The organism is Amycolatopsis sp. NPDC059235 (genome assembly GCF_042754125.1).
GTDB lineage: Bacteria > Actinomycetota > Actinomycetes > Mycobacteriales > Pseudonocardiaceae > Amycolatopsis > Amycolatopsis albidoflava.
This window is the reverse complement of record NZ_JBHZAG010000062.1, coordinates 1-24,139: the sequence shown is the minus strand read 5'-3', so window position 1 is coordinate 24,139 and position 24,139 is coordinate 1. Positions and strand designations below refer to the sequence as shown.

The following is a 24,139-nucleotide window of genomic DNA, read 5'->3' as shown; positions in this document are numbered from 1 at the left end:
GATTTCCGCGGCGAGCCTGGTGCCTTCGACACGTGCGGCGACCTTCGCGAAAGCGACGCGCCCGCGGCCAGCCGGCGACCGATTTCGTCGCGGCACGGAAAAGACAAGTTCCGCCGTCCAGGGCCGCGGCACCGGCCAGCCGAGCCGTCTTGTCCGCCGGGCCGCGCGATATTCGCCGGGCGCGGCGGAAACGTGTGCACCGGACCCAGCGCGCACGCGCCGTCATCGCCTCGGCAGGCGCGCCGATCAGCCGCGAGGGTCCCGCTCGCGGTGTGGCGACTCCGCCTGTGACCGACCGCCCTCAAGCCTTCGACCCGGCTCGCGTGGCACCTTTCCGTCTCTTTCCAGCGATCGGGCACGGTGGTCTGTACCGCCACCCCAGCGATCTCGACGCACCTGGTCGAGTGCGCGGGAAGGTCCGAGAGCGGAACCCCGACAGTCCCCGTGCCAGCAGCTCAACCCGCGCGCCCTCGGCCCGCTGACCGTCCACACAGGATTCCAGGCTCGCCGAAACGCCCGCTCGATAGCTCCGCGGCTGTTCCCTTGCGATCCGTGAACTCCGCCCGGGCCTGCCGCCAACCGCTCGAACCAGGTCAGGCCCTTCGAACCGGGCAGTCGCGCCTCAAACACGCCCGCCGCGCGCGGGCCTCACCGAGCCTGCTCAGCCGCCTCGGTGAGCTGCTCCCGCAAAGTGCTCAACGTCCGGGCCAGCAACCGCGAAACCTGCATCTGCGACAACCCCACCCGGTCGGCGATCTGGCTTTGCGTCATGTTCGAGAAGAACCGCATGACGACGATCGCGCGTTCCCGCTCCGGCAGGCTCCGCAAAAGCGGCTTGAGCATTTCCCGGTCTTCGAGCTTCTCGATTTCGGGATCGTTTTCGCCGAGGGTGTCGGCCAGCGCGATCGAGCCGGTGTCGTCGTGGGCCGGGTAGTCGATCGACGCGGCCTGGTAGGCGTTTCCGGCGTGCAGGGCTTCGGCGACCTCGTCGAGGTCGAGGCCGAGGTGGTCGGCGAGCTCGCGTGCGGTGGGCGCGCGGCCGAGGCGCTGGCCCAGCTCCGTGGCGGTTTGGCCGATCCGCAGGTGGAGTTCCTTGAGCCGCCGCGGGACCCGGACCGACCAGGTGTGGTCACGGAAGTACCGGCGGACCTCGCCCATCACCGTCGGCACGGCGAACGCGACGAAATCGGTCTGCCGCGCCGGGTCGTAGCGGTCGACAGCATTGATGAGGCCGATGCGCGCCACCTGCAGGAGGTCTTCGGACGGCTGCCCGCGCCGGGCGAACCGCCGGGCGATGTGCTCGGCCAGCGGCAGGTGTTCCTCGATGAGGCGGCGCCGCAGCCGGGCGTGCTCGCCGGTGTCCTCGGCGAGATGGCTGATCTCTTCGAACAGCACGGCGCAGTGCCGGTAGTCGTCGCTGCGCCGGGTGCGGTTCATGGTCGCCGCGGTCATGTAGATCCTCCTGGCTGCCGAAGGGAACGTGACTCGTGTAGTGCCATGGTGCGCATCGCGTTGCCGACGCTAATCATCCTTAGTGGACAGTGCCCGGCGTCGCAAGGCGAGCGGGCGGCGGTCAGCGCGCCCGCCCGGGTCGCCGGGCAGCCGGAACTCCATGGCCGGGAGATACCCGCCCGGCGGCGGGATCAACCGGGCGGCCACCCGAATGGGGGCTCAAGTCGTCTCGCGCAGGCGCAGCAGAGTTTTGAGTTCCGCGGAACTGCCGACGGAGCGAAGGGCCGGCGGTGCGAGCTGCCCGATGCGGTGATCGTCCTCGCGCAATGCGGTGACGAACCGGATGAGCTGCGAGGGCGGCGGCGCGACGCAGGATCCGCCGAGATAGCGGATGACGATGAGGTCTTCGCCGGAATGGGTTTCGACCGCGGCCGACCAGCCGCGGACCTCGTCCCACAGCAGCGCGGCGTCTCGGCCGGGGTAACCCGGGAGGTAATCGCCGAGAGCGACGTACGCCGAGAGCGGCGGGCCTTGGTCGACGGTGCGGGATTCCAGGCCGACGCCGAGCGCCCGCGTGACCTCGGCCAGATAGCCGCGCAATGCGGCGACGACGGCGTGCGGGTTGCTGGGCGGGACGTGCGGTGTCGCGGTCACGGGTGCCTTTCTCGAGAACGATCAGCTTCCGGACCGCCAGCGCCCGCGCGGCGAGCGGTGGTCGGTGCGGCTGAGCACGCCCGCGGTGTCGCGGGTCCAGTGGCCGCCGCGGGAATCGGTGAAGGACAGGCCGGGCACGGCGGCCGCCGAGTACAGGTCGTCCACCGGCATGGCGTCCTCGCCGAAGGGCAGCGCGCGGACGGCGGTCGCGCCGGGCGGGATGATCGCCAGCCGGGCGCGGTGCGGTTCGTCCTCGTCCGGGCGGCTGACCTCCAGCGAGCAGTCGAACACCGGTGCGTCGCCGCTGTTGTGCGCGCACAAGACGTAATCTTCTTCACGATCGTGCCGGGCGCCTTCGTCGAGCCACGCGGAGACCGACTGCGCCTGCTGCTCCTGCCGGATTTCCGCCTGGTCCTTCCGGTTGAGCAGCATGATCCATACATACGAGGCGAACCCCAGCAGCGAGCCCGCGCTTCCGATCGCCGATACCCACGTCGCGGTCAGTTGTGATCCCATTTCCGGCAGGGTTCCCCGATCCGGGCACGGCGAAACCGGGATCCGGCAGCGGTTGCAGACCTAGTGGCGGCGGGAACTTTCGCTTCCACTGTCCTCAATGGACAGCGTTCAGACCTTCAGCCAGGCCGGACGCTTGCCCTTCCGCAGCGTGCGCCACTCGTCGGCGAACCTGTCCCGCAATCCGCTCGCCGCGGCTTCGTCGCGACCGTAGAGGAGCCCGAAGGTGAACGTGTTCTGGTTCTCGCTGAAGCCGTCGATCGCGAAGTGCCGCAACGCTTCGCGGTCCACCACGCTGTCCTGATGCTTGCCGAGCGTCTGTTGCACGGCCTTGACGTTCTTGCGCCAGGTGCGCAGCTTCTTGCCGAACACCGGCCGGACGGCATCGGCGGCGTAACGAGCGCGCTTGGCCTTCTTCCGGACGTTGTGCAGCGCCTTCTCCAGCTCGACGCCGCTGAGCCCCTCGGTCGCAGCGGTGGCCTGATACAGCTTGCGCGCGGTTTTGCGCATGGGTTTCCGCAACCTCTTCTTGCGCACGGGCGGCATCTGGTCGAGCAGTGCGGCGATCGACCGCAACAGGGTCACGTATCGGGTGCTGGACAACGCTTCCGCCGCGCGGGCCAGCTCCGTTTGCGAAGTGCGGGCGTAGTCGCGCGTCAGGTACTGCCGCAACGGCCCGAAAACCAGTTCGGAGGGGACGACGTCGAGACAAGATTCGAGGCGGACTTGGCTGACCTCGGCGTCGCGTGCGGGAGCGAGTTCGCCTCCCAGCCACTTCAGCTCCTCCGCGACCGCGACGGCCTTCTTCTTGCCCACCAAGGGTTTGAACGTCTGGAGGGCGCTCCGCAGCTTCCGCGCGGCCACCCGCAACTGGTGCACCGAATCGTCCGCACCGACCCGAAAACCCAAGTCAGCGCGACGCAACCGCTCGAAGTGCTCGCGCAGATACGCGGGCAAGGCCTCACGCGAGCCGCGCGCATCCGCGGTGTCGTCTCCGAGCAACCGCTGCAGTTTCGACGGCCACCAAGCGCTCTCCGCCCCGCGCTTGCGCAGGCTGCGATCAAGCCGGTCGAGAAGCTCAGGCGCGGATTCCGCGGCGAGTTCGACGTCCAGCTCACGCCAGCGATCCAGCCGAAGCTCCTGTCCGCCAAGGACTTCAGCGGTGACGTGGTCGTCCGCCAGCGTCGCCAGCGTGCGGCCGGACGCGTCGGTCAGGCGGTGGGTGAACCGGTCAGTCCGCACCTGCGCGACCGGACGCAGCTTCCGGTCCAGGGTGAACGCGCGGACCAGCGTCGCGACCGGAGCGGGTACCTTGGCGTCCTCGCCGAGGGGAAACCGCAGCTCCTGGCCGGTGCCCGCGGCGAAGGGCAATCTCAGGCACCACCCGGTTCCGCTGCTTCTTCGCAGCGCGATTCCCGCTCTGGCCAACTGGAAGTCTTTGGTGTCGTAATAATCGGCCGCCAGCTTATGCTCGGCGGGAGCTTCCTGCGTGATCCCCTTCCCCGCCAGCTGCGGCACCCGGGCTTTCAAGCTCAGCTCGTACTTGCGTTCGGACACAACGCTTTTCATTCCCGCTCCTGGTTGGGTTCAGTCGTTTTCGGCCGCACCGGCGACACCCTCGGCGATCGCGGGCACTAAGCCCTCGTCGAAGACGCTGGGCACGATGTGCTCGCGGTCGAGGTCGTCGCCGACAGCCGCGGCCAGCGCGTGCGAGGCCGCGAGCAGCATCCGCGCGGTCACCCTCGGCGCCCCGGAGTCGAGCAGCCCGCGAAACATCCCCGGGAACACGAGGACGTTGTTGATCTGGTTGGGCAGGTCGCTGCGGCCGGTCGCGACGATCTCCGCGTGCTCGTGCGCGACGTCCGGGTCGACCTCCGGGTCCGGGTTGGCCAGCGCGAACACGATCGCCCGGTCGGCCATCCGGGCGAGGTCGTCGCCCTTGAGCAGGCCGCCGACGCTCACTCCGATGAAGACGTCCGCGTCGTGCAAGGCGTCCTGAAGGCTTCCGCGGACCGCGTCGCCGCGGTTGGTGTTCTCCGCGAGCCACTGCTTCTCGCCGGTCAGATCGCGTTCGCCGTGCAGCGTGCCCTCGCTGTCGCAGACCACGATCCGTTCCGCGCTGAAGTCCGCCTTCAGCAGGAGCCGGGCGACGGCGGACCCGGCCGCCCCCGCACCGGAGATCACCACCGACGTGTCCCCCGGCGTGCGATCGGTCAGCTTCAGCGCGTTGTCCAAAGCGGCCAGCACCGCGACCGCGGTCCCGTGCTGGTCGTCGTGGAAAACGGGGATGTCCAGCTCGTCGTGCAGCTGCCGCTCCACGGTGAAACACCGCGGCGCGGCGATGTCCTCCAGGTTGATCGCGCCGAAGGACGTCGCCAGGTCCTTGGCGGTGCGCACGAGGTCTTCCGGCTCGCGGCTGACCGGGCAGATCGGCCAGGCGTCGACGTCGGCGAACCGCTTCAGCAGCGCCGCTTTGCCCTCCATCACCGGCAACGCGGCGGCCGGCCCCTGGTCGCCGAGGCCGAGCAGCGCGGAACCGTCGGAGACGATCGCAACCGAGTTGCTGCGCACGGTCTCCCGCGCGAGCACCGAGGGGTCCTCGGCGACGCGTTTGGCCAGCTCGGCGACGCCGGGCGTGTAGTGCTCGGCGAGGTCGTCGGCGTCGTCGAGCCGCACTCGGGTGGTGACTTGGATCTTTCCGCGACTGCTCATGAGAGCCGGATACCCGGCCGCGGGGCGAAGAAATCCTGGGTCAGTCGAGGACGAGTGCCGCGTCCGGCTCGGTCACGCGGAAACTGAAGCTCTCTTCCAGGTACAGCGTCAGCCTTTCCGCGTCGTGGTGGCTATAGCCGACCGACAGATCCTGGCCGAGTTCCAGCACGAAGTCTCCGCCCGCCAAGCTCACCACAACCGCACCGGCCAGCCCCGGCGTCCGCTTCACCCGGCCGCCGCCCAACGCCCGGCGAAGGTGATCGAGCACGAGAAGACCGCCATGCTCGGTGCTCTCCACAATGGAGGTGTACCCCTCAGGATTGATCGCCAGCGCGTACGGTCCTTCAATCCCGTTGCGCCGCAACGTATCCACCGCATTGGCCACCACATGCGGATACCGCTCCGGATCACTGCCCAGCGTCCCGTGGTCATACGGGCTCGCCTCGACGATCCCGCGGATCCCCGCGTCCGGCCAGCCATGGAACACCGCGCGGTTCTCCACCAGACCGACCTGCGCGGCAGCCTGGTCGAGATCGTCGAACTCCAGGTCGTCGGCGCCGCGCTCGGCGTCCTCCAGCTCCTTCCGCTCGACGGTGAACGGCACGCGCACCTCCACCAGCGGCAACACCCGGCGCTGCTGCGCCAAAGTCTCACGGGCGGCTTCCGGCGGCTCGATCCGGCGGGTCCGGCCCAGCGAGGTGGCTGAGTGGGTCCAGCCGTGCGGGCCTTCGACGTCGACCATCTTGCGGGCCGCGAGGTGCGTGGCGAGCCGCTCCCGGGCCTCGTCGTCGATCTGTTTCCAGCCCTCGGCCGGGATCGGCGCGAGGTCGCGCATCAGGTGGTTCATCGTGCTCCCTTCAGGCCGCCGATGCCCAGCGAACCGTCGTCCGGCGGGGTTTTCCCGGCCTTCCGTTCCTGTTCCTCGACGTAGCGCTCCGGGTCGACGTCCCCGGTGTCGACGTCGCCCTCGTGCTCGGCCTTGAAGGCGAGGAACTTCCGGCCGAGTTCCTCGCGCAGGCCCGGATCGGCGTGCTTACGGAAGTCGGCGAGCGCGTCGTCCTCTTCCTCGGCCATGTGCTCGCTGTTGGCGGTGCGGGCTTGCCGGACCGCCGCGTGCCAGGCCGCGCTGCCCGCCGGATGCCGCCGGGTTTCGGCGACGGCGTCGCGGATGTCGTTGTGGTCGCCGACCGCGTCGAGCGTCTCGTCCTCGGCGTCGGCGCCGCGCTGGATCAGCTCGGGGTAGAAGACCGCCTCCTCGGCGGCCGCGTGCAGGTCCAGCAGCGCGGCGAGCGGTTCCCACGCCCGCGCCAGCTCGTCCGGGCCGTCGAGGTCGTCCAGTTCCGCGAACGCCCGCCGGAACCGCTCGTGATCGTCGAGGATCAGGCTGGTGATGTCGGTCATGGCCCTCGACGTTAACTCGCCCGATCCAGTCGCGCTCGTCGTGTTTGCGCGAGGGTCGTTGCGGGTAAAGGGTTCCGATGGTCTCGCGTCAGGAACCGGGAGCCGAGCCGCCGGACACCGCCAGCCTCGGCGCTCTCCGCGACGCGGCTCGCGATTGCCGCGGCTGCGGGCTGTACCACGACGCCACCGCCACGGTTTTCGGCGCCGGCCCGCAGCGCGCGGAAATCTTCGCCCTCGGCGAGCAGCCCGGCGACCAGGAGGACCAGCGCGGCGAACCCTTCGTCGGCCCCGCCGGGCGGCTGCTCGACCGGGCGCTCGGCGACGCGGGCCTGGAGCGCGATCGCCTCTATCTGACCAACGCGGTCAAGCACTTCAAGTTCCAGCTCCGCGGCAAACGCCGCATCCACGACAAGCCGTCGCGGTCCGAGGTCGTCGCGTGCCGGCCGTGGCTGGTGGCCGAACTCCGGGCGGTTCGGCCCCGGCTCGTGCTGTTGCTGGGCGCGACGGCGGCGCAATCGGTGTACGGCAGCAGTTTCCGGCTTACCCGGCACCGCGGCGAGCAACTGGATCCGCCGGAAGAGTTCGCCGGTCTGTTCGCCTCGGCGGTCGCCACCGTGCACCCGTCCGCCGTGCTCCGCGCGCCCGACCGCGAGACCGCCTACGACGAGTTCGTCGCCGACCTGCGCGGCCTCTGACGTTTGCCCGTCCCGGCAAGGGGAATCCGGCCGCTATGAAAGCAGTGACCTGGCACGGCAAGCGGGACGTGCGAGTCGAGGCCGTCCCGGACCCTAAGATCGAAGAGCCGACCGACGCCGTCGTGCGAGTGACCTCCACCGGCATCTGCGGTTCGGACCTGCACCTGTACGAGGTCCTCGGCCCGTTCATGACCGAGGGCGACATCCTCGGCCACGAGCCGATGGGGGTCGTCGAGGAAGTGGGCAGCGGCGTCAGCAGGCTGAAACCCGGCGACCGCGTGGTGGTGCCGTTCAACATCTCGTGCGGGCACTGCTGGATGTGCGAACGCGGCCTGCAGTCGCAGTGCGAGACCACCCAGGTCAAGGACCAGGGCAAGGGCGCTGCGCTGCTCGGCTACACGAAGCTCTACGGCCAGGTGCCCGGCGGGCAGGCCGAGTACCTCCGCGTGCCGCAAGCACAGTACGGGCCGATCAAGGTGCCCGACGGCCCGCCGGACGAACGGTTCGTCTATCTGTCCGATGTGGTCCCGACGGCGTGGCAAGCCGTGGCGTACGCGGACATTCCCGACGGCGGCTCCGTCGTGGTCTTCGGGCTCGGCCCGATCGGCCAGATGGCCGCGCGGGTCGCGCTGCACCAGGGCGCGGGCGAGGTGATCGGCGTCGATCTCGTGCCGGAACGGCTGGCGCGGGCTCGCGCGCACGGGGCGACGACACTGGATCTGCGCGACCACCGGCGGATCGGCGACGCGATCCGCGACCTCACCGGGGGCCGCGGCGCGGATTCGGTGATCGACGCGGTCGGCATGGAGGCGCACGGCGCGCCACTGGGGAAACTCGCGCACAACCTGGTCGCGCTGCTGCCGCAGGCGGTGGGCGCCAAGGTGACCGAGAAGGCCGGAATCGACCGGCTGAGCGTGCTGTACGCGGCCATCGACAGCGTCCGGCGCGGCGGCACGATCTCGCTGTCCGGGGTGTACGGCGGGATGGCCGACCCGATCCCGATGATGGACCTGTTCGACAAGCAGATCCGGCTGCACAGCGGGCAGGCGAACGTCCGCCGGTGGATCGACGACATCCTGCCGGTGCTCACCGCGGACGGCGATCCCCTTGGCGTGGAAGGCTTCGCGACGCACAAACTCCCGCTCGCCGACGCGCCGCGGGCGTACGAGATGTTCCAGAAGAAGCTGGACGGCGCCCAGAAGGTGCTGCTGGAGCCCACAGCATGAAAACTCCGCTGAAAACGCTGCGGAAGGCTGTCGTGAGCCGGTCGCGGCTGCGCATCCCGGAGCGCGCGTCCGACACGGAAACCGCCACGCTGCGGTACCTGCTCTACGGCATCCTCCCTGCGTGGTTCGTGCCAGGGCTGCTCGATTGGTGGCAGCACCGCCGCACCCGGATCGAAGACACCGCCGGGGTGCGGGAATCGCTGATCCACCTATTGATGATGGCCGAGGTCGGGCTGCCGATCACGCTCGCGCTACTGTGCGAGATCAACCCGCTCGTGCTGACGATCATGGCCGCCACGATCGCCGCGCACGAAGCGACGGCGCTGTGGGACGTCAAGACTGCGGTGGACAGCGACCGCGAGGTGAAGCCGATCGAACAGCACATCCACAGTTTCCTGGAGTCGCTGCCGTTCATGGGCACCGCCGCGATCGCTTGCCTGCACTGGAAGGACGTCCGGGAACTGCTGCACGCCGACGACCGGCGCAGCGCTTGGCGGCTGCAGCTCAAACGGCGTCAGCTGCCGCGCGGCTATCTCGCTGGGATCGGGTCGGCGATCGCGGGGTTGATCGCGGTGCCGTACGGCGAAGAGCTGTGGCGGTGCGTTCGGGCCGCTCGTTAACGGCCCGAACGCTTCGCCGCAAGCCGTTCCCGCTGCGGGACAACGACGTACTTCGGGTCCTTTGTGGACTCGACCCCAGCCGCATAAACCCCGAACCGCGTACACAACCCGGACGCCAGGTAAGCCGCCCCCGCGGCAACTCCCGCCGCGCGGTTCTTGCGAGCAGCCAACGACAACGTCGCGCCTGCCGCGGTAAGCACCTTGGCCGCCTTCAACAACCGCCCAGCCCGGCCGGTCCGGTACGGCTCCGAAGCCAACCCCAGGCCGGTCTCCAAGTGCTGCTCAGCAGCCAGCTCCGCGACAGCCCCGGCGATCCCGGCCCGCACCACCGGACCGTTTTCCGTCCGCGGCACCGAAATCAGCGCGATCCCGGCCCCGCTGGTCACCGCGCTGCCCGCGAACAGCACCGGCAGTGTCCCGTGCGCTTCGTGCCAGGAGGGCGTCGCCGTGTCGGCCAGCAGCACCGCGGTGTACGTGCACATCGCCGGTCCCAGCACGCCCGCCCCGGCTCCGGCCAACCGGCCGAGCCGCGGGAAACGCCCGGTCAGCGCGGTGAAAGCGGCAGCCGCGGCGAGGCCGGAGAACGGCGACAGGATCCACGACCCCACCGACAGCGGCGAAGTCGGCTTGAGCACGCGCAGCATGTTCAGGAACCGCGTGGGTTTGCCGAGGTCGTGGATCAGGGCGACGACGCTGGCGATTGACCCGCCAGAAGCCGCGAGGCGACCGACTTTGGCCAACTCCGGACGGCCGGTCGCATCGGCGAGCGCGGCCATCGACGCCGACGCACCGGCCGCACCGCCGAGAAACAGGTACAGCGGGACGTCCGGCTGCTTCCAGGCGGGCTCCTTGAGGATCGGCCTGCCGTAGTAGGAACGGAATTCGGCGGGATCGACCATCGCCCGTTCGCCCCGCGGGCTCATCGCCGCCGCCCCAGGAACGACACGACCAACGCGGCGGCCACCCCGGCCGCCGTGGTCGCGGCGCGTTTCCACATCTGCGGCAGATCACGCGTCGTCACGACCGGATCCGGCGGGAAGCCGTAGACCTCGGGTTCGTCCAGCAGCAGGAAAAACGCGCCGTCGCCGCCGACTCCGTCCTCGGGATCGTGCCCGTACAGCCGCGCTTCCGGCACGCCGTCCTCATGCAGCGCCGTCACTCGCGCGGCGGCGCGTTCGCGGAGTTCGTCCAGTTCGCCGAACTGGATGGAGTCGGTCGGGCAAGCCTTGGCACACGCGGGTTCCATCCCGGCGCCGAGCCGGTCGTAACAAAGCGTGCACTTGAACGCGCGGCCGTCGCTCTCGCGTTTCTCGATGACCCCGTACGGACACGCGGGAACGCAATAGCCACAACCGTTGCAGATGTCCTGCTGCACCACCACGGTGTCGAATTCGGTGCGGAACAGCGCCCCGGTCGGACACACGTCGAGGCAGGCCGCGTGCGTGCAGTGCTTGCAGACGTCGCTGGACATCAGCCAGCGCACGCCCGGCTCTTCCGGCTGCTGCTCCGGCGCCCCGACCGTCGGCATTCCGAGATCCACCGCGGGCTGTTCGATGAACGCCACGTGCCGCCAGGTGTTCGAGCCGAGGTCGCCGGTGTTGTCGTAGGACAGCCCGAGCAGGTCCGGCGCGCTTTCGGCCTCCGGGACGCCGTTCCACTCCTTGCACGCGACCTCGCACGCCTTGCACCCGATGCACACCGACGTGTCGGTGAAGAACCCCATCCGGGGCTGGGCGCCGTATTCAGCCATGGGCTCGCCTCCGGTACTCCGCCACGAAATCCAGCAGCGCCGGCCCGCGCGGCCGCCGTCCGGGACGGATGTCGCAGGTGGCCGCTTTGGCCTCCTGGATGTGCACGTTCGGATCCAGCACGATCGACAGCAGGTCGTTCGCCGCGTCGCCGCGCGACAGGCCGTTCGTGCCCCAGTGGTACGGCAGCCCGACCTGATGGACGGTGCGGCCGCGCACCTTGAGCGGCTTGACGCGGTCGGTGACCAGCACACGGGCCTCGATCGCCGTCCGCGCCGAGACGATGGTCGCCCAGCCGAGGTGTTCCAGGCCGCGTTCGGCCGCCAGCGCGGGTGAAACCTCGCAGAAGAATTCCGGCTGCAGTTCGGACAGATACGGCAGCGTCCGGCTCATCCCGCCCGCCGTGTGGTGCTCGGTGAGCCGGTAGGTGGTGAACACGTACGGAAAGACCTCGCTGCGCGCCGGGTTGTACTGGTTGACCGGGCTGTCCAGCGTCTGCCGCACCGGCGAGGACTGCTGGCCGTACAGCGCGTTGCCGACCGGGCTTTCGAAGGGCTCGTAGTGCGTGGGCAGCGGGCCGTCGGCCAGCCCGGCGGGGACGTACAGCCAGGCTTTGCCGTCGGTCTGCATGATGAACGGGTCGCGGCCGCTCAGCGCGTCCTGGGCTCGTGCGCCGTCCGGCGGTTCGTAGTCGGGTGCCTTGCCGGGTTCGAAGTCCGGGACGTCCGGCCCGGTCCACTTGGCCTCCGAAGCGTCCCAGTAGACCAGCTTTTTGCGTTCGCTCCACGGCTTCCCGTCCGGGTCCGCCGAGGCGCGGTTGTACAGGATCCGCCGGTTGGCCGGCCACGCCCAGGCCCAGCCGTTCGCGATCCAGTCCTGTTCGGAGCCGGGCTGCCGGTTCGCGGCGTGGTTGTGGCCGTCGGCGCGGACGCCGCAGTAGATCCAGCAGCCGCACGACGTCGAACCGTCGTCCTTGAGCTGGGTATATGCCGACAGCGGGCCTTCCGGGCCGTGGCCGTTGATCTCCGCGAGGACAGACTCTGCGCTCGGCTCGGCCGTCGGCCCCTCGGTCGGATAGCTCCAGGCGAGGTCGCGAAGCGGGGCGTCGCGCGCGTCGCCGCCGATGCGTTCCCGGAGCAGCCTGCCCAGGTGGTAGTAGAACCACAGGTCGCTGCGGGCGTCGCCGGGCGGTTCGACCGCCTTGTGGTGCCATTGCAGCAGGCGCTGGGTGTTGGTGAAGCTGCCGTCCTTTTCGGTGTGCGCGGCGGCGGGCAGGAAGAAGACCTCGGTGCCGATCTCCTCGGACTTGAGTTCGCCGGTCTCGATCTCCGGCCCGTTCTTCCAGAACGTCGCGCTTTCGATCAGCTGCAGGTCGCGGACCACCAGCCAGTCGAGATTGGCCAGGCCGAGCCGCTGGAACTTCCCGTTGGCCGAGCCGACCGCCGGGTTCTCGCCGACCAGGAAGTAGCCCTTGCACTCCCCCGCGATCTGCTTCTGGACGGTCGCGTACGTCCCGTGGTCGCCGGTCAGCCGCGGCAGGTAGTCGAAGCCGAAGTCGTTGTGCGGCTGGGCGTTCTCGCCCCAGTACGCCTTGAGCAGGCTCACCGTGTAGGAGCGCATGTTGCCCCAGAACCCGGTTTTGCCCGCGTCGGCCTCGACGAAACTGTCGAGGTCGAGGTGCTGGTGCGCGTGCGGCATCGGGATGTAGCCGGGCAGCAGGTTGAACAGCGTCGGGATGTCGGTCGAGCCCTGGATGCTGGCGTGCCCGCGCAGCGCGAGGATGCCGCCGCCGGGACGGCCGATGTTGCCCAGCAGCGTCTGCAGGATCGAGGCGGTGCGGATGTACTGCGCGCCGACCGTGTGGTGCGTCCAGCCGACCGAGTACACCCAGGCCGTGGTGCGGTCGCGGCCGGAGTTCGCGGTGATCGCCTCGGCGATTTCGGTGAACTGCTCGACCGGCAGGCCGCAGACGTCGGCGACCGCCTCGGGCGTGTAGCGGGAGAAATGCCGTTTGAGGACTTGGAAAACGCACCTCGGATGCTGCAGCGTCTCGTCGGTCTTGGGCTTGGTTTCGATCGCCGCGCCGCCGCTGCCGTAGGACTCGGCGCGCGCGGAACTCTGATGCTTCTCGCCGCCGTGGTGTCCGCCCGGCTGGTCCGGGTCGCGGGCGCCGGCCGCCGGGCTGGCGTCAGCGTCCTCGTACGCCCAGGTCGAGTTGTCGTACTGCCGGTTCTCCGGGTCGAAGCCGGAGAACAGACCGTCGAGGTCCTCGGTGTCGGCGAACTGTTCGGTCAGGATCGCGGCGGCGTTCGTGTAGGCCACGACGTACTCGCGGAAGTCCAGGTCGTGCTGCAGGACGTAGTTGATCAGCCCGCCGAGGAACGCGATGTCCGAACCGGCCCGCACCGACGCGTGGACGTGCGCGACCGCGCTCGTGCGGGTGAACCGCGGGTCGACGTGAATGATCTTCGCGCCGCGGGCCTTCGCCTCCATCACCCACTGGAACCCGACCGGATGGCATTCGGCCATGTTCGAGCCCTGGATGACGATGCAGTCGGCGTTGGCGAGGTCCTGCTGGAACGTCGTGGCGCCGCCACGACCGAAGGAGGTCCCCAGACCGGGAACCGTGGCGGAGTGTCAAATACGGGCCTGATTTTCGATCTGTATCGCGCCGAGCGCGGTGTACAGCTTCTTCATCAGGTAGTTCTCTTCGTTGTCCAGCGTCGCGCCGCCGAGGCTCGCGAAGCCGAGCGTGCGGTTGAGCCTGCGGCCCTGGTCGTCGGTGTCCTGCCACGTTTCGGCGCGCGTCTTCAGCACACGGTCGGCGATCATGTCCATCGCCTGGTCGAGGGACAGCCGCTCCCACTCGGCGCCGTACGGCCGCCGGTAGAGGACTTCGGTGACGCGGCTCGGGCTGGTCACGAGCTGCTTGCTGGCCGACCCCTTCGGGCACAGCCTGCCCCGGGAGATCGGCGAATCCGGGTCGCCCTCGATCTGGGTGACCGCGCCGTCCTTGACGTACACCTTCTGCCCGCAGCCGACCGCGCAATACGGACAGACGGACCGGACTACCTTGTCGGCGTCCTCGGTGCGGGCGTGCCAGCTCTCCGAACCGCGGGATTTGGCCGCCGCGGCGCGCGCGGTGCGGTCGGGACCGGCCAGCTGCCGGTACACCGGCCAGCCTTCGATCCACTGCCGCATGCCCACGCTGTCACGGTAATCCGTTCTCCGGGCGCTCGCAGCACGTCCGGCGGGTCCCGTCGCCGAGCGGTTCGGTGAGCCCGGCGGCGTCGAGGTGCTCCAGCAGCGGGATCATCACCCGGCGGGTGCTGTCCAGCGCCTGTCTCGCCCGCGACACGGTGAACGGCTCGCCGAGCGCGGCCAGGACTTCCACCGCGCGCTCCGGCGCGTCCGGCGCCAGCACCACTCCGTCGGCGATCGCCCGCAACCGGCCGACACGGACGGCGGCGGCCAATTCCCGTTTGCCCAGACCGAGTTTTCGCAGTTCGTCCGCTTCCGGTGCGCGGAACGGGTGCTCGGCGAAGCGCGCTTCGAGGACTTTGACGGCGTTGTCCACTTTAGCGGTCAGCCCGGCGCCGGGGCGGCGGACGAGACCGTCTTTGAGGACTAGCCCGTCGCTGAGGACCGCTGGGACGAGTTCCGCGTCCGGCAGGCCGAGCCGCTGCCGGAGCGCCTCGACCGGGATCCCCGCCGCGAGCGGATGTTCTCGGCTCCAGGCCGCGACCACTTCGGCGACTTCCGCTCGCGAACGGCTGAGACGGGCCGGGTCGACGTGCCAGCCGCCGAGCTGCTCGCCTGCCTCCGGCAGACCCAGCGCGCGGAAGTCCTCGTGGCGCACGAAACCCTCGCGGCGGAGGTAATCCCAGCCCGGTTCCACGGCGGTCAGCTCTTCGCCCCGGGCTCGCGCGGCGCCGCGACGCGCGAGCGACGGCGGCCGGACGTCCACGACGTCGAACCCGGCCGGGATCCGGTGCTCCCCCGGGTCGCGCAGCAGCCCTCGATCGCCGGTTCGGAGCGGCAGCGGGTGCGCGAGCAGCAACCGGGCGGTGTCCGGCCCGAGCGGACGCACCCTCGTCGGCACCGCCGCGGATCCGAAGTGCAGCACGAGGTTCCGATGCAGCTCGCCGGACGGTGCGCCGCGCAGCCGGACATCGACTTCCGTCGCAGGACGCCACGCTCCCGGGGTCAGCAGAACATCGCCCCGACCGACGGAATCCCTTGCTACGCCGCGCAAATTCACCGCGACCCGAGCCACCGCAGACACGCTTTCGCGCGGTTCGCCGAGCGCCTGCAGGCTGCGGATCTGGACCCGGTCCTCGCCAAGCGTCAGCTCGTCGCCGACCTGGAGGGTTCCGCCGCCGAGGGTTCCGGTGACCACCGTGCCCGCGCCCTTGATCGTGAACGCGCGGTCGATCCAGAGCCGGACGTCCGCCGCCAGGTCCGGCGGCGGCAACCGGCCGGCCAGCTTGGCGAGCTGAGCTTTTAGTTCTTCCAGCCCCGCACCGGTCGTTCCGCTGACGCTGACCGCGGGCACTGCGCCGAGCGCCGTCGCCGCGATCTCCTCGAGCGCCGCCGCGGTCGCCGAGGCCGGGTCGGCGCGATCGGATTTGGTGACCGCCACCAGGCCGTGTTCGACGCCGAATGCGTTCAGCGCCGCCAGGTGTTCCGCCGATTGCGGCATCCATCCCTCGTCCGCGGCCACGACGAACAGCGCGGCCGGGACCGGGCCGACGCCCGCCAGCATGTTCGGCACGAACCGCTGATGCCCGGGAACGTCCACGAAGGCGAGTTCCTCGCCGGCCAGCCGGGTCCAGGCGAAGCCGAGGTCGAGCGTCAGGCCGCGGCGGCGTTCCTCGGCCCACCGGTCGGGCTCCATGCCGGTGAGGCGGCGGATCAGGGTGGATTTCCCGTGGTCGACGTGCCCGGCGGTGGCGATCACCCGCATCGGGAGACCGCCTCCCGCACCGCCGCGTCGTCCGCCGGGGAAACCGTCCTGAGGTCGAGCAAGCACCGGTCCCGCACGATCCGGCCGACGACGGCGGGCTCGCCCAGCCGCAACGCCTCCGCATACCGGGCGGGCAACGCGACCGCCGCGCTGGGCAGCTCGACGCCCGGCGCGCCACCCCCGCCCACGACCGCCGTCGAGTCCACCGCCTCGGCGTCCACGCCCGCCGAACGCAGCGACGCAGCCAAAGCCTCGGCGCGCTGGTGGAGGTTCTCCGCGAGAAGTGCCGCCCGCACCGGTGGTTCCGGGCCGCGGAGGGTGGCTTCGAGTGCGGCGAGGGTCAGCTTGTCGACCCGCAACGCCCTCGCCGCCGGATGCCGCCGGAGCCGTTGCAGGAGTTCGGCATCTCCGAAGAGCAAGCCCGCTTGCGGACCGCCGAGAAGCTTGTCGCCGCTCGCGGTGACGACGTTCGCACCGTCGGCCAGCGCGGTCGTGACGTCCGGTTCGTCCGGCAGCAGCGGATGCGGCGCGAGCAGCCCGGACCCCACGTCGGCGACCACCGGCACGCCGAGCCCGGCCAGTTCGGCGACGCTCGCCGCCGAGGTGAATCCGGTGACGCGGTAGTTCGAGGGATGGATTTTGAGCACGAATCCGGTGCCCGGACCGATGGCCGCCGCGTAATCGTCCGCCGAAGTCCGGTTGGTGGTGCCGATTTCGCGCAGCCGGGCACCGGTCGAGGCGAGCAGATCCGGAATGCGGAACCCGTCGCCGATTTCGACCAGCTCACCGCGGCTGACCACGATTTCCTTGCCCGGAGCCAACGTCAGCGCGCACAGCAGCAAGGCCGCCGCGTTGTTGTTGACCACGTGCACCGCCTCCGCGCGCGGCACCGCCTCCGCCAGCGCGGCCAGAGTGCCGCGCCCGCGTTTCGCCCGCTCCCCGGTTTCGAGCGCGAACTCGACGTCGGTGGCCCCGCCCGCCGCGACGATCGCGTCCAGCGCAGCGGCGGACAGCGGCGCGCGGCCGAGGTTGGTGTGCACGAGAACGCCGGTCGCGTTGAGCACCGGACGCAGCGACGACACCGTCGCGGGCAGCCGGGCCACCACCTCCGCGACGACCTCGCCAGGCTCGATCTCGCCCGCCCGTGCCCGCTGCTGCGCCGCCGCGACCAGCGATTTCACCAGGTCGCGGCCGAGGGTTCCGGCGGCTTTCGCGATCCTCGGCTCGCCGAGCACGGCGTCGGTGCGCGGGATCGCCCGGCGCGGGTCACCCATGGCGGAGGCGGACGGGAATCGAACCCGCCAGCGGCAGGACCTGCCGCTCAACGGTGTTGAAGACCGCGCCGGTCACCAGGCCGGATACGCCTCCCTGGGGCATTCCGCCATCCTGCCAAGACCGTCGCGCCCCCGCATCATGAACAGCATGAGCGTCCGGCTGACCCAGTACGCCCACGGCGGCGGCTGCGCGTGCAAAATCCCGCCCGGAGAGCTGGAATCCATCGTCCGCGGCCTGTCCGGAGCCGCACCTTCGGACCCGCCCGGCGAGCTGCTGGTCGGCCTCGACGACGGCGACGACGCGGCGGCCGTCCGCATCGCCGGCAACGTCGCGCTGATCGCGACCACGGACTTTTTCACCCCTGTCGTCGACGATCCGTACGACTGGGGCCGCATCGCCGCCGCGAACGCGCTGTCCGACGTCTACGCAATGGGTGGCGTCCCGGTGGTCGCGGTCAATCTCCTCGGCTGGCCGCGGGAAGTGCTGCCGTTCGAGCTGGCCGCGGAGGTGCTGCGCGGCGGCCTGGACGTCTGCGCCGAAGCCGGATGCCATCTGTCGGGCGGGCACAGCGTCGACGACCCGGAGCCCAAGTACGGCCTCGCGGTCACCGGCACCGCGGATCCGGAACGCTTGCTGCGCAACGATTCGGGCAAGCCGGGCACGCCGCTGACGCTGACCAAGCCGTTGGGGATCGGCGTGCTGAACTCGCGGCACAAAGCTACCGGCGAACGCTCCGAGGAGGCGATCGCCGCGATGACCACGCTCAACCGCGCCGCGTCGGCCGCCGCGCTGGAGGCAGGCGCGGTGTGCGCGACCGACGTCACGGGGTTCGGGCTGCTCGGCCACCTGCACAAACTGGCCCGGGCGAGCGGAGTTACCGCGCGACTGGACCCAGCGGCGGTCCCGTATCTCGAGGGTGCCCGGGAAGCGCTGCGGGACGGCTACGTCAGCGGCGGGACCCGCCGCAACCTCGACTGGGTCCGGCCGCACACCGACCTGTCGCGGATCTCCGAGGACGAAGCCCTGCTGCTCGCCGACGCGCAAACCTCCGGCGGACTGCTGGTCGCAGGCGAACTGCCCGGGTACCCAGTCATCGGCGAACTCGTCTCCCGCACCGACCACACCATTGTGGTCGGCTGACGTCCGTGAGGGGAACCCTGAGGGACTCTGAGTCCGTGAGGGTTCCCCTCACGACCCGCTGGCCGCAACCCGAGTCCGACCGCTGCGGGTTGGCCGGTCTCCGAAGTGGGTAGCCCGTGCCCGAGGTGAGATATGCGCGCTGCGACCGAGATTCCGCTGTGGTGGCTCGTTCTGACCGGGCTGTGGACCCTCACCCTGTCCACCCCGTCGGCCCCGGAACTCATCGCTGGGGCCAGCGCCGCCCTGGTCTGCGCGATCGCCGCCCGTTCCGCACGCCGAGCGATGCACGGTTCGTGGCGTCCCAAGCTCGGCTGGCTGACCTGGCTGACGCCACTCCCCAAAGCCGCAGTCAGCGAATCCGTCGCTGCCTTGCGCACGGTCTTCCAACGCCCCGCCGCCGGAAAGTTCGAGAAAATCACCGTCCCCACCGCACCGAGACCGGAGCACGAAGCACGGCTCGCCACCGCGACGGTGATCGTCGGCTGCACGCCCGGCGCGATGGTCGTCGCGAGCCCGCCGGACGACACCGACGTCGTCGTTCACCGGCTGCTCCCCGACAGTCCGACCCTCGATCAGGTGACGCGATGACCTGGCTTCTCCTCGCCGCCCTGCTCCTGATGGCGGGCGGTCTCGGCACCGCGTTGTGGCTCGCCGCCCGGGGCACCGCGATCGAACGGCTGGCCGGAATGCAGTTCGCCGGCACCGTCACCGTCCTGACGCTCCTGCTGCTCGTTCAGGCGTACGGCCCGTCGAGCGCCGTCATCCTCCCGCTGACACTGACCGTCCTCGCCTTCGCCGGAACGCTCGTTTTCGCACGACTCCTGGGGACCCGATGACCCTCGCCGCCCAGATTCTCGTCTTCGCCGGGGTGTTCGTCGTCCTCGCTTCCGCGGCAGGCCTGCTGCGTGCCAAGGATTTGCTGACCCGCCTGCACCTCCTCACCCCGGCGACCACGCTCGGCGCGCCGCTGATCGGCGTCGGGCTCGTCCTGGTCAACGGCGTCCAGCTCGGCTCGGGCGCGATCCTCGCGACGGTCGTGCTGCTGGCGGTCACCAGCCCGATCCTGCAGTCGGCCACCGCCCGGCTCGAAGCCCGCCGCCGCGGCGAGATCGACGAGGATCTCCCCGCATGACGGCCGCCGTCCTGCTCGTCGCGCTCGCGCTGGTCGCGGTGGCCGGTTTCGCCGTCGTCGCGACGCACGACCCGAAACGGCAGGCGATCACGCTCACGGTGTTTTCCCTGTGCCTGACTGTGCTTTTCGTCGTGTTCCAGGCCCCGGACGTCGCGTTGTCCGAGCTCGCCGTCGGCGCGGCCATCGTCCCGCTGCTCGTCCTGCTGACCCTGCGCAAGACGGGCAAGCGATGAGGACCCGCGACGTCGTCGGCACCGCCGGCCTGATCGGAGTCGCCGCGCTGTTCGCCGCCGCGTTCACCCGGATGCCGGCCGCCGGCACCGCCGCGCACGCGTACCGCGATCTGGTGCTGCCCTGGGGTTTCCGGGAGGCCACGCCGAATCTGGTGTCCTCGATCAACTTCGACCTCCGCGCGCTCGACACCCTCGGCGAGGAAACGATCGTCGCCGCCGCGGTCGTCGACACGCTCGCGCTGCTGCAGCCGCCCGAAAAGGAGCCGAAACCGGACAGCCACGGCTATGTCCTGCCCGCGGTGAAACTCGCCGGGTTCCTGCTGCTGCCGGTCTCGGTGCTGCTGGGCATCGACATCGTCCTGCACGGACACCTGACGCCGGGCGGCGGTTTCCAGGGCGGTGTCGTCCTCGCGACCGGCTGGCACCTGCTCTACCTGTCCGGCAGCTACCGCGCGCTCGCCCGGCTGCGCCCGATCGACTGGTGCGAATACGCCGAAGCGGCGGCCACCGGCCTGTATGTCGTCACCGGCCTGATGGGACTGGCCGTCGGCGGCTCGTTCCTCGCGAACGTGCTGCCGCTCGGCCAATTCGGCTCGCTGCTCTCGTCCGGGACCGTTCTAGTGCTGAGCGTCCTGATCGGCATCGAGGTCGCCGCCGGATTCGTCGTCCTGCTGTCACGGTTCTTCGTGCACGGGCTGGCGGAACAGTGACCGGCGTCGTGTCGGCGGCCTGCTACGGAGTGGCGGCCTGGCTGTTGCTGCTCGGCTGCGCCGGGATCATGCGCAGCCGGCACCTCGTGCACACCGTGGTGTCGCTGTCGGTCGCGCAATCCGGCACCTACGTCCTGCTGCTGGCGATCGGCTATCAGGACCAGGCCGCCGCCCCGATCGTGTCCCAGGGGCAGTCGCAGCCGGTAGTCGATCCGATGGTGCAGGCCATGACGCTCACCGACATCGTCGTCTCGGCGACCATCACCGCGCTCCTGCTCGCCCTGACGCTGCAGATCTCGCGCCGCCACGGCACGGTCGACCCCGACGAACTGCGTGCGCTGCGCGGCTGACCATGACGACCCTGCCCGCACTCGCCATCGCCGTCCCGCTGCTGGCCGCCTGCCTGCTGCTCGGTCTCGGCGGCAAACTCCCCCGCGTCGTGGTCGACGTGACGGCCACCGTGACCGCGGCGGCGGTCTGCGCACTGTGCGTGGTCCTGCTGACCGCGGCGCACCACGAGCGAGTGGTCACCTGGCTCGGCGGACAGAGTCCGGAAGGCACCCGCTCGGTCGGCATCGTGCTCGTCGCGGACGGGCTCAACACGACCTTCGCCGCGCTCGCAGCGTTCCTGACGGTCTGCGCGCTGCTCTACAGCTGGCATTACTTCGAAGCCGTCGAGGCTCGCTACCACGCGATGATGCTGCTCTTCCTGACCGGAATGCTCGGCTTCCTCTTCACCGGCGACCTGTTCACGCTGTTCGTGTTCTTCGAGCTGATGAGCGGCGTCGCCTACGCCCTCACCGGGTACCGGATCGAAGAGGCAGACTCCGTGCAGGGCGCGCTGAACTTCGGCGTCGTCAACTCCCTCGGCGCGTATTTCACGCTGATGGGCATCGGCCTGCTCTACGCGCGCGGCGGCCAGCTCGGCCTCGCCCAGCTGGGAGTCGCACTCGGCGGACGTCCGGCGGACGCACTCGTCATCGCCGCGTTCGTCCTGGTATGCACCGGACTGCTGGTCAAAGCCGCGACCGTGCCGTTCCACTTCTGGCTCGCCGACGCGCACGCTGTCGCCCCGACGCCGGTGTGCGTGCTGTTCTCCGGCGTCATGGTCGAACTCGGCCTCTACGGCGTGCTCCGCGTCCGCACCATGGTCTTCGGCTCGGTGCTCGACGACGCGACCGTCAGCCGGATCTTCCTCGCCGCCGGGATCGCCAGCGCAGTGCTCGGCGCGGTGCTCTGCTTCACCCAGCGGCACCTCAAACGCCTGCTGGCCTACTCGACCATCGCCCACATTGGACTGTTCCTTTGCGGACTCGCCGCGACCGGCGGCGAGGCGACGGCCGCGTTCGTCCTCTCGGTGCTCGGGCACGCCGGAGCCAAAGGCGCGCTCTTCCTCCTGGCCGGGGTGCTGAAGGACCGTTACGGCAGCGTCGACGAAGACGATCTCTTCGGCCGCGCAACGCATTCACGGTCGGAAGCGGTGCTGTTCCTGATCGCCGCGGCCGCCCTCGCCGGACTGCCGCCCTTCGGCCTGGCGCTGGGCAAAGACGCCGCCGAGCACGCCGGACCGGACTGGCTCATGATCGTGTTCGCGGTGATTTCCGCGGTCACCGCCGCGGCGGTGCTGCGCGCCGGGCTACGGGTCTACTTCGGACTAGGCAGGCCGCCCGCCGACGATTCCGCCGACACGACCACCGGTTCCGGCGAGGAACCCGAGACCGGCCAGCCGATCCGGCGCACCCCGATACCGATGCTCGCCGCCATCGTCGTCCTGCTCGGTTTCGCATTGGCCGCCGGAATCGTCCCGTGGATCCGCGACGTCGCGGCCGCGGCCGGCGCGCAAGCTGTCGACCGCGCGGGCTACCTGCACGACGTCCTGCCGACGCTGCCGACGCCCCTTCCGGCAACGGCGTCCGAGCTGTCCTGGACCGGCCCCGGCTTGCTGTCCGCGGCGGTGACCGCCGTACTCGCCCTCGGCGCCGCGGCCTTCGCGCTGTGGTCGCGGCATCGGACCCCGAAACCAGTGCACGAAGCCCTGACCGTCCTGCACCGCGCGCATTCCGGCCAGGTCGGCGACTACGTGGCCTGGCTGCTCGCGGGCGTCGCCGTCCTCGCCGGACTGGTCTGGCTCTGAACACGTCACCCATGCGGGTCGGTGTCGTCGCCGAGCAGCCGGTGCACCGCTTCCACGTTCTCGTACCGTTGCTCGGGCAACTTGCCGAGATGCCCGATGACGTCGTCACCGGCGCCCTTCGCGGCCGCCCGGCGGAGAAGCTCTTCGCGTTCGCACGGGTACTCGACTTCCGTCAGATACTCACGGACGTCAGACATGGCGCTCCCTTCCTCGGGTTCTTCCCCCCGCATACCCGCCCGGCCCGGCATCAATGCGGGTTACGCCCGGCTGGCGAACGAATCGCCGAAGCCAGCCAAGATCGGGAACGTGCTGCACCCGGTCGCCGATGTCAGCTCAGCCGTGCGGTCCTACGCCGAGACCTTCGGCCTGCCGGCGAAATTCGTCGACGGAGACCGTTACGCCGCACTGTCCACACTGGTCGCGGGCGGCGGAACCGTTGTGCGGCAGTACGAGCGGTGGCCCGCGATCCTTGGGGCAACACGGTCGTCGTTTACGGACCGCAGTGACCGCGTGAAGAACGGCCGCGGCCATGTCGGTCGACCACACCGACGCCGCCGTCGATCTGATGCATCTCGGCGTCCGCGAGTGCGCCTCATCACCAACAACCCGGAGAAATACCGCGGACTCGCCGAATACGGACTTCACCTCACGGAGCAGGTCGCGGTGCGCCCGGTCGAAACTCCGCAGAACCTCCGGACTAAACGCGACCGGATGGGACACGTCTTCGCGGCATCGGCCGCTCCGGCGCCGGAGCGGAAAACTTCCCGACCGCCGTTCCTCTCGGCGGACCAATTCGCCCCGTGCGGCCGGCGTTACATTATTGCCGCCGACCAGCCACTGTGGACTCCTGTTATGGTCTGCGGTGACCGCGTCCCGTTTCCAGGAGGAGTCACCGCAATGGCACAGAAAGTCCTCGTCGAGATGATCGACGACCTCGACGGGTCCGAAGCCGGGCAGACCGTCCCCTTCGGACTCGACGGCGTCCAGTACGAAATCGACCTGTCCGACGAGAACGCCGCCACCCTGCGCCAGGAACTGGCGACGTTCATCGCGTCCGCCCGCCGGACCGGCGGACGCAAAACGACCGTGCGGGCCACGGCCGCGCCGACGGCCGAGGAACGCGAACGCTCGAAGGCGATCCGCACGTGGGCCCTGGACAACAACTGGGCCATCGCCGAACGCGGCCGCATCCCGCGCGAGGTGATCGCCGCCTACGAGGAAAGCCAGAAGCCGGAGGCGAAACCCCGCAAGCGCACCACGAAAAAGCGCGCCGGCAAATAAACCCGCCCCCTCGGCGGTTCGACGGAGATCATTCCGGAAAAGCCGAACGAGGCGTCCACTCCCCCGCCGGAGTTTCACCCCTGCCCCCCCGGCGACTTTCCCGCGCAGCCACCGCCAGGCACACCGGAACGCAGGAGTTCTAGCTCACGGCAAAACCCCCGCCCGGCCTCAGACGAATGTCTCCGGCCCGCGGGATCGCGTCGGCGTGCGGAGGGGCAGTGTGCACGGCCCCCCGGGCCCGGCGCAC

The 24,139-nt window shown here is 70.2% G+C and carries 25 protein-coding genes and 1 tRNA gene; 12 read left to right on the top strand and 14 right to left on the bottom strand.

Annotated elements, in window-relative coordinates:
- Positions 1-648: 648 nt before the first annotated feature.
- The 7 genes from ACFXI3_RS32130 to ACFXI3_RS32100 all read right to left on the bottom strand — a co-directional run bounded on the left by ACFXI3_RS32130 (position 649) and on the right by ACFXI3_RS32100 (position 6,732).
- Positions 649-1,452 (bottom strand): SigB/SigF/SigG family RNA polymerase sigma factor, encoded by an 804-nt coding sequence (locus ACFXI3_RS32130; RefSeq protein WP_378404611.1) that lies wholly within the window; start codon positions 1,450-1,452, stop codon positions 649-651.
- Between the two features lie 219 nt (positions 1,453-1,671).
- The gene (locus ACFXI3_RS32125) at positions 1,672-2,106 is read right to left on the bottom strand and encodes a DUF6292 family protein (RefSeq protein ID WP_378404610.1); all 435 of its coding nucleotides are present in this window, start codon (positions 2,104-2,106) and stop codon (positions 1,672-1,674) included.
- A gap of 21 nt (positions 2,107-2,127) precedes the next feature.
- Entirely contained in the window at positions 2,128-2,622 is a 495-nt protein-coding gene (locus ACFXI3_RS32120) for a hypothetical protein (protein ID WP_378404608.1), read from the bottom strand.
- A gap of 108 nt (positions 2,623-2,730) precedes the next feature.
- Positions 2,731-4,188 carry a CHAD domain-containing protein gene (locus tag ACFXI3_RS32115; RefSeq protein WP_378404606.1) on the bottom strand — a complete coding sequence of 486 codons (1,458 nt, stop codon included), beginning with the start codon at positions 4,186-4,188 and terminating at the stop codon, positions 2,731-2,733.
- Positions 4,189-4,206: 18 nt separating this feature from the next.
- Positions 4,207-5,331 carry an NADP-dependent malic enzyme gene (locus ACFXI3_RS32110; protein ID WP_378404604.1) on the bottom strand — a complete coding sequence of 375 codons (1,125 nt, stop codon included), beginning with the start codon at positions 5,329-5,331 and terminating at the stop codon, positions 4,207-4,209.
- Between the two features lie 40 nt (positions 5,332-5,371).
- Complete coding sequence (locus ACFXI3_RS32105) at positions 5,372-6,178, bottom strand: family 1 encapsulin nanocompartment shell protein (RefSeq protein ID WP_378404603.1); 807 nt, start codon at positions 6,176-6,178, stop codon at positions 5,372-5,374.
- The gene (locus ACFXI3_RS32100) at positions 6,175-6,732 is read right to left on the bottom strand and encodes a hemerythrin domain-containing protein (protein WP_378404601.1); all 558 of its coding nucleotides are present in this window, start codon (positions 6,730-6,732) and stop codon (positions 6,175-6,177) included. Before ACFXI3_RS32100 ends, ACFXI3_RS32105 begins: the two co-directional genes overlap by 4 nt.
- Before the next feature lie 77 nt (positions 6,733-6,809).
- On the opposite strand from ACFXI3_RS32100, the gene ACFXI3_RS32095 reads away from it, so the two are divergent.
- The 3 genes from ACFXI3_RS32095 to ACFXI3_RS32085 are packed head-to-tail and all read left to right on the top strand — an operon-like array spanning position 6,810 to position 9,273.
- Entirely contained in the window at positions 6,810-7,427 is a 618-nt protein-coding gene (locus tag ACFXI3_RS32095; RefSeq protein ID WP_378404599.1) for a UdgX family uracil-DNA binding protein, read from the top strand.
- Positions 7,428-7,462: 35 nt separating this feature from the next.
- Positions 7,463-8,653: a zinc-dependent alcohol dehydrogenase gene (locus ACFXI3_RS32090; protein ID WP_378404597.1), complete on the top strand. Its 1,191-nt coding sequence runs from the start codon at positions 7,463-7,465 to the stop codon at positions 8,651-8,653.
- Positions 8,650-9,273, top strand: coding sequence for a diguanylate cyclase/phosphodiesterase (locus ACFXI3_RS32085; RefSeq protein WP_378404595.1), 624 nt, complete (start codon positions 8,650-8,652; stop codon positions 9,271-9,273). Before ACFXI3_RS32090 ends, ACFXI3_RS32085 begins: the two co-directional genes overlap by 4 nt.
- On the opposite strand, the gene nrfD is transcribed toward ACFXI3_RS32085, so the two are convergent.
- The 6 genes from nrfD to ACFXI3_RS32055 form a co-directional block, all read right to left on the bottom strand.
- A complete protein-coding gene (gene nrfD / locus ACFXI3_RS32080) occupies positions 9,270-10,196 on the bottom strand; it encodes an NrfD/PsrC family molybdoenzyme membrane anchor subunit (RefSeq protein WP_378404593.1) in 927 nt (308 codons plus the stop codon). The genes ACFXI3_RS32085 and nrfD overlap by 4 nt on opposite strands.
- Positions 10,193-11,023: a 4Fe-4S dicluster domain-containing protein gene (locus ACFXI3_RS32075; RefSeq protein ID WP_378404591.1), complete on the bottom strand. Its 831-nt coding sequence runs from the start codon at positions 11,021-11,023 to the stop codon at positions 10,193-10,195. Before ACFXI3_RS32075 ends, nrfD begins: the two co-directional genes overlap by 4 nt.
- On the bottom strand, positions 11,016-14,228 hold the full coding sequence (gene fdh / locus ACFXI3_RS32070; protein ID WP_378404589.1) for a formate dehydrogenase: 3,213 nt from the start codon (positions 14,226-14,228) through the stop codon (positions 11,016-11,018). Before fdh ends, ACFXI3_RS32075 begins: the two co-directional genes overlap by 8 nt.
- A gap of 4 nt (positions 14,229-14,232) precedes the next feature.
- Positions 14,233-15,987, bottom strand: coding sequence for a selenocysteine-specific translation elongation factor (gene selB / locus ACFXI3_RS32065; RefSeq protein WP_378404587.1), 1,755 nt, complete (start codon positions 15,985-15,987; stop codon positions 14,233-14,235).
- Entirely contained in the window at positions 15,978-17,261 is a 1,284-nt protein-coding gene (selA, locus tag ACFXI3_RS32060) for an L-seryl-tRNA(Sec) selenium transferase (protein WP_378404585.1), read from the bottom strand. Before selA ends, selB begins: the two co-directional genes overlap by 10 nt.
- Positions 17,261-17,355: transfer RNA gene (locus tag ACFXI3_RS32055), tRNA-Sec, on the bottom strand. The genes selA and ACFXI3_RS32055 overlap by 1 nt, the downstream gene beginning before the upstream one ends.
- 54 nt (positions 17,356-17,409) lie before the next feature.
- Between ACFXI3_RS32055 and selD the strand changes: the two genes are divergently transcribed.
- From selD to ACFXI3_RS32015, 8 genes are all read left to right on the top strand, one after another.
- Positions 17,410-18,402: a selenide, water dikinase SelD gene (gene selD / locus ACFXI3_RS32050; protein WP_344286374.1), complete on the top strand. Its 993-nt coding sequence runs from the start codon at positions 17,410-17,412 to the stop codon at positions 18,400-18,402.
- 132 nt (positions 18,403-18,534) lie between these two features.
- Positions 18,535-18,990, top strand: coding sequence for a hypothetical protein (locus tag ACFXI3_RS32045; RefSeq protein WP_378404583.1), 456 nt, complete (start codon positions 18,535-18,537; stop codon positions 18,988-18,990).
- Positions 18,987-19,238 (top strand): monovalent cation/H+ antiporter complex subunit F, encoded by a 252-nt coding sequence (locus ACFXI3_RS32040; RefSeq protein ID WP_037356679.1) that lies wholly within the window; start codon positions 18,987-18,989, stop codon positions 19,236-19,238. The genes ACFXI3_RS32045 and ACFXI3_RS32040 overlap by 4 nt, the downstream gene beginning before the upstream one ends.
- Positions 19,235-19,534: a cation:proton antiporter gene (locus ACFXI3_RS32035; protein WP_378404581.1), complete on the top strand. Its 300-nt coding sequence runs from the start codon at positions 19,235-19,237 to the stop codon at positions 19,532-19,534. The genes ACFXI3_RS32040 and ACFXI3_RS32035 overlap by 4 nt, the downstream gene beginning before the upstream one ends.
- On the top strand, positions 19,531-19,767 hold the full coding sequence (locus tag ACFXI3_RS32030; protein ID WP_037810690.1) for a DUF4040 domain-containing protein: 237 nt from the start codon (positions 19,531-19,533) through the stop codon (positions 19,765-19,767). Before ACFXI3_RS32035 ends, ACFXI3_RS32030 begins: the two co-directional genes overlap by 4 nt.
- Positions 19,764-20,477: an MnhB domain-containing protein gene (locus ACFXI3_RS32025; RefSeq protein WP_378404579.1), complete on the top strand. Its 714-nt coding sequence runs from the start codon at positions 19,764-19,766 to the stop codon at positions 20,475-20,477. Before ACFXI3_RS32030 ends, ACFXI3_RS32025 begins: the two co-directional genes overlap by 4 nt.
- Positions 20,474-20,827: an NADH-quinone oxidoreductase subunit K gene (locus ACFXI3_RS32020; RefSeq protein ID WP_009080047.1), complete on the top strand. Its 354-nt coding sequence runs from the start codon at positions 20,474-20,476 to the stop codon at positions 20,825-20,827. Before ACFXI3_RS32025 ends, ACFXI3_RS32020 begins: the two co-directional genes overlap by 4 nt.
- Before the next feature lie 2 nt (positions 20,828-20,829).
- Positions 20,830-22,611, top strand: a complete 1,782-nt coding sequence (locus ACFXI3_RS32015; protein ID WP_378404577.1) for a complex I subunit 5 family protein — start codon at positions 20,830-20,832, stop codon at positions 22,609-22,611.
- Between the two features lie 5 nt (positions 22,612-22,616).
- Here ACFXI3_RS32015 and ACFXI3_RS32010 read toward each other — a convergent pair whose 3' ends face one another.
- On the bottom strand, positions 22,617-22,808 hold the full coding sequence (locus ACFXI3_RS32010; protein WP_378404575.1) for a DUF2795 domain-containing protein: 192 nt from the start codon (positions 22,806-22,808) through the stop codon (positions 22,617-22,619).
- A gap of 700 nt (positions 22,809-23,508) precedes the next feature.
- Between ACFXI3_RS32010 and ACFXI3_RS32005 the strand changes: the two genes are divergently transcribed.
- A complete protein-coding gene (locus tag ACFXI3_RS32005) occupies positions 23,509-23,892 on the top strand; it encodes an Lsr2 family protein (protein ID WP_344286368.1) in 384 nt (127 codons plus the stop codon).
- Positions 23,893-24,139 lie beyond the last annotated feature (247 nt).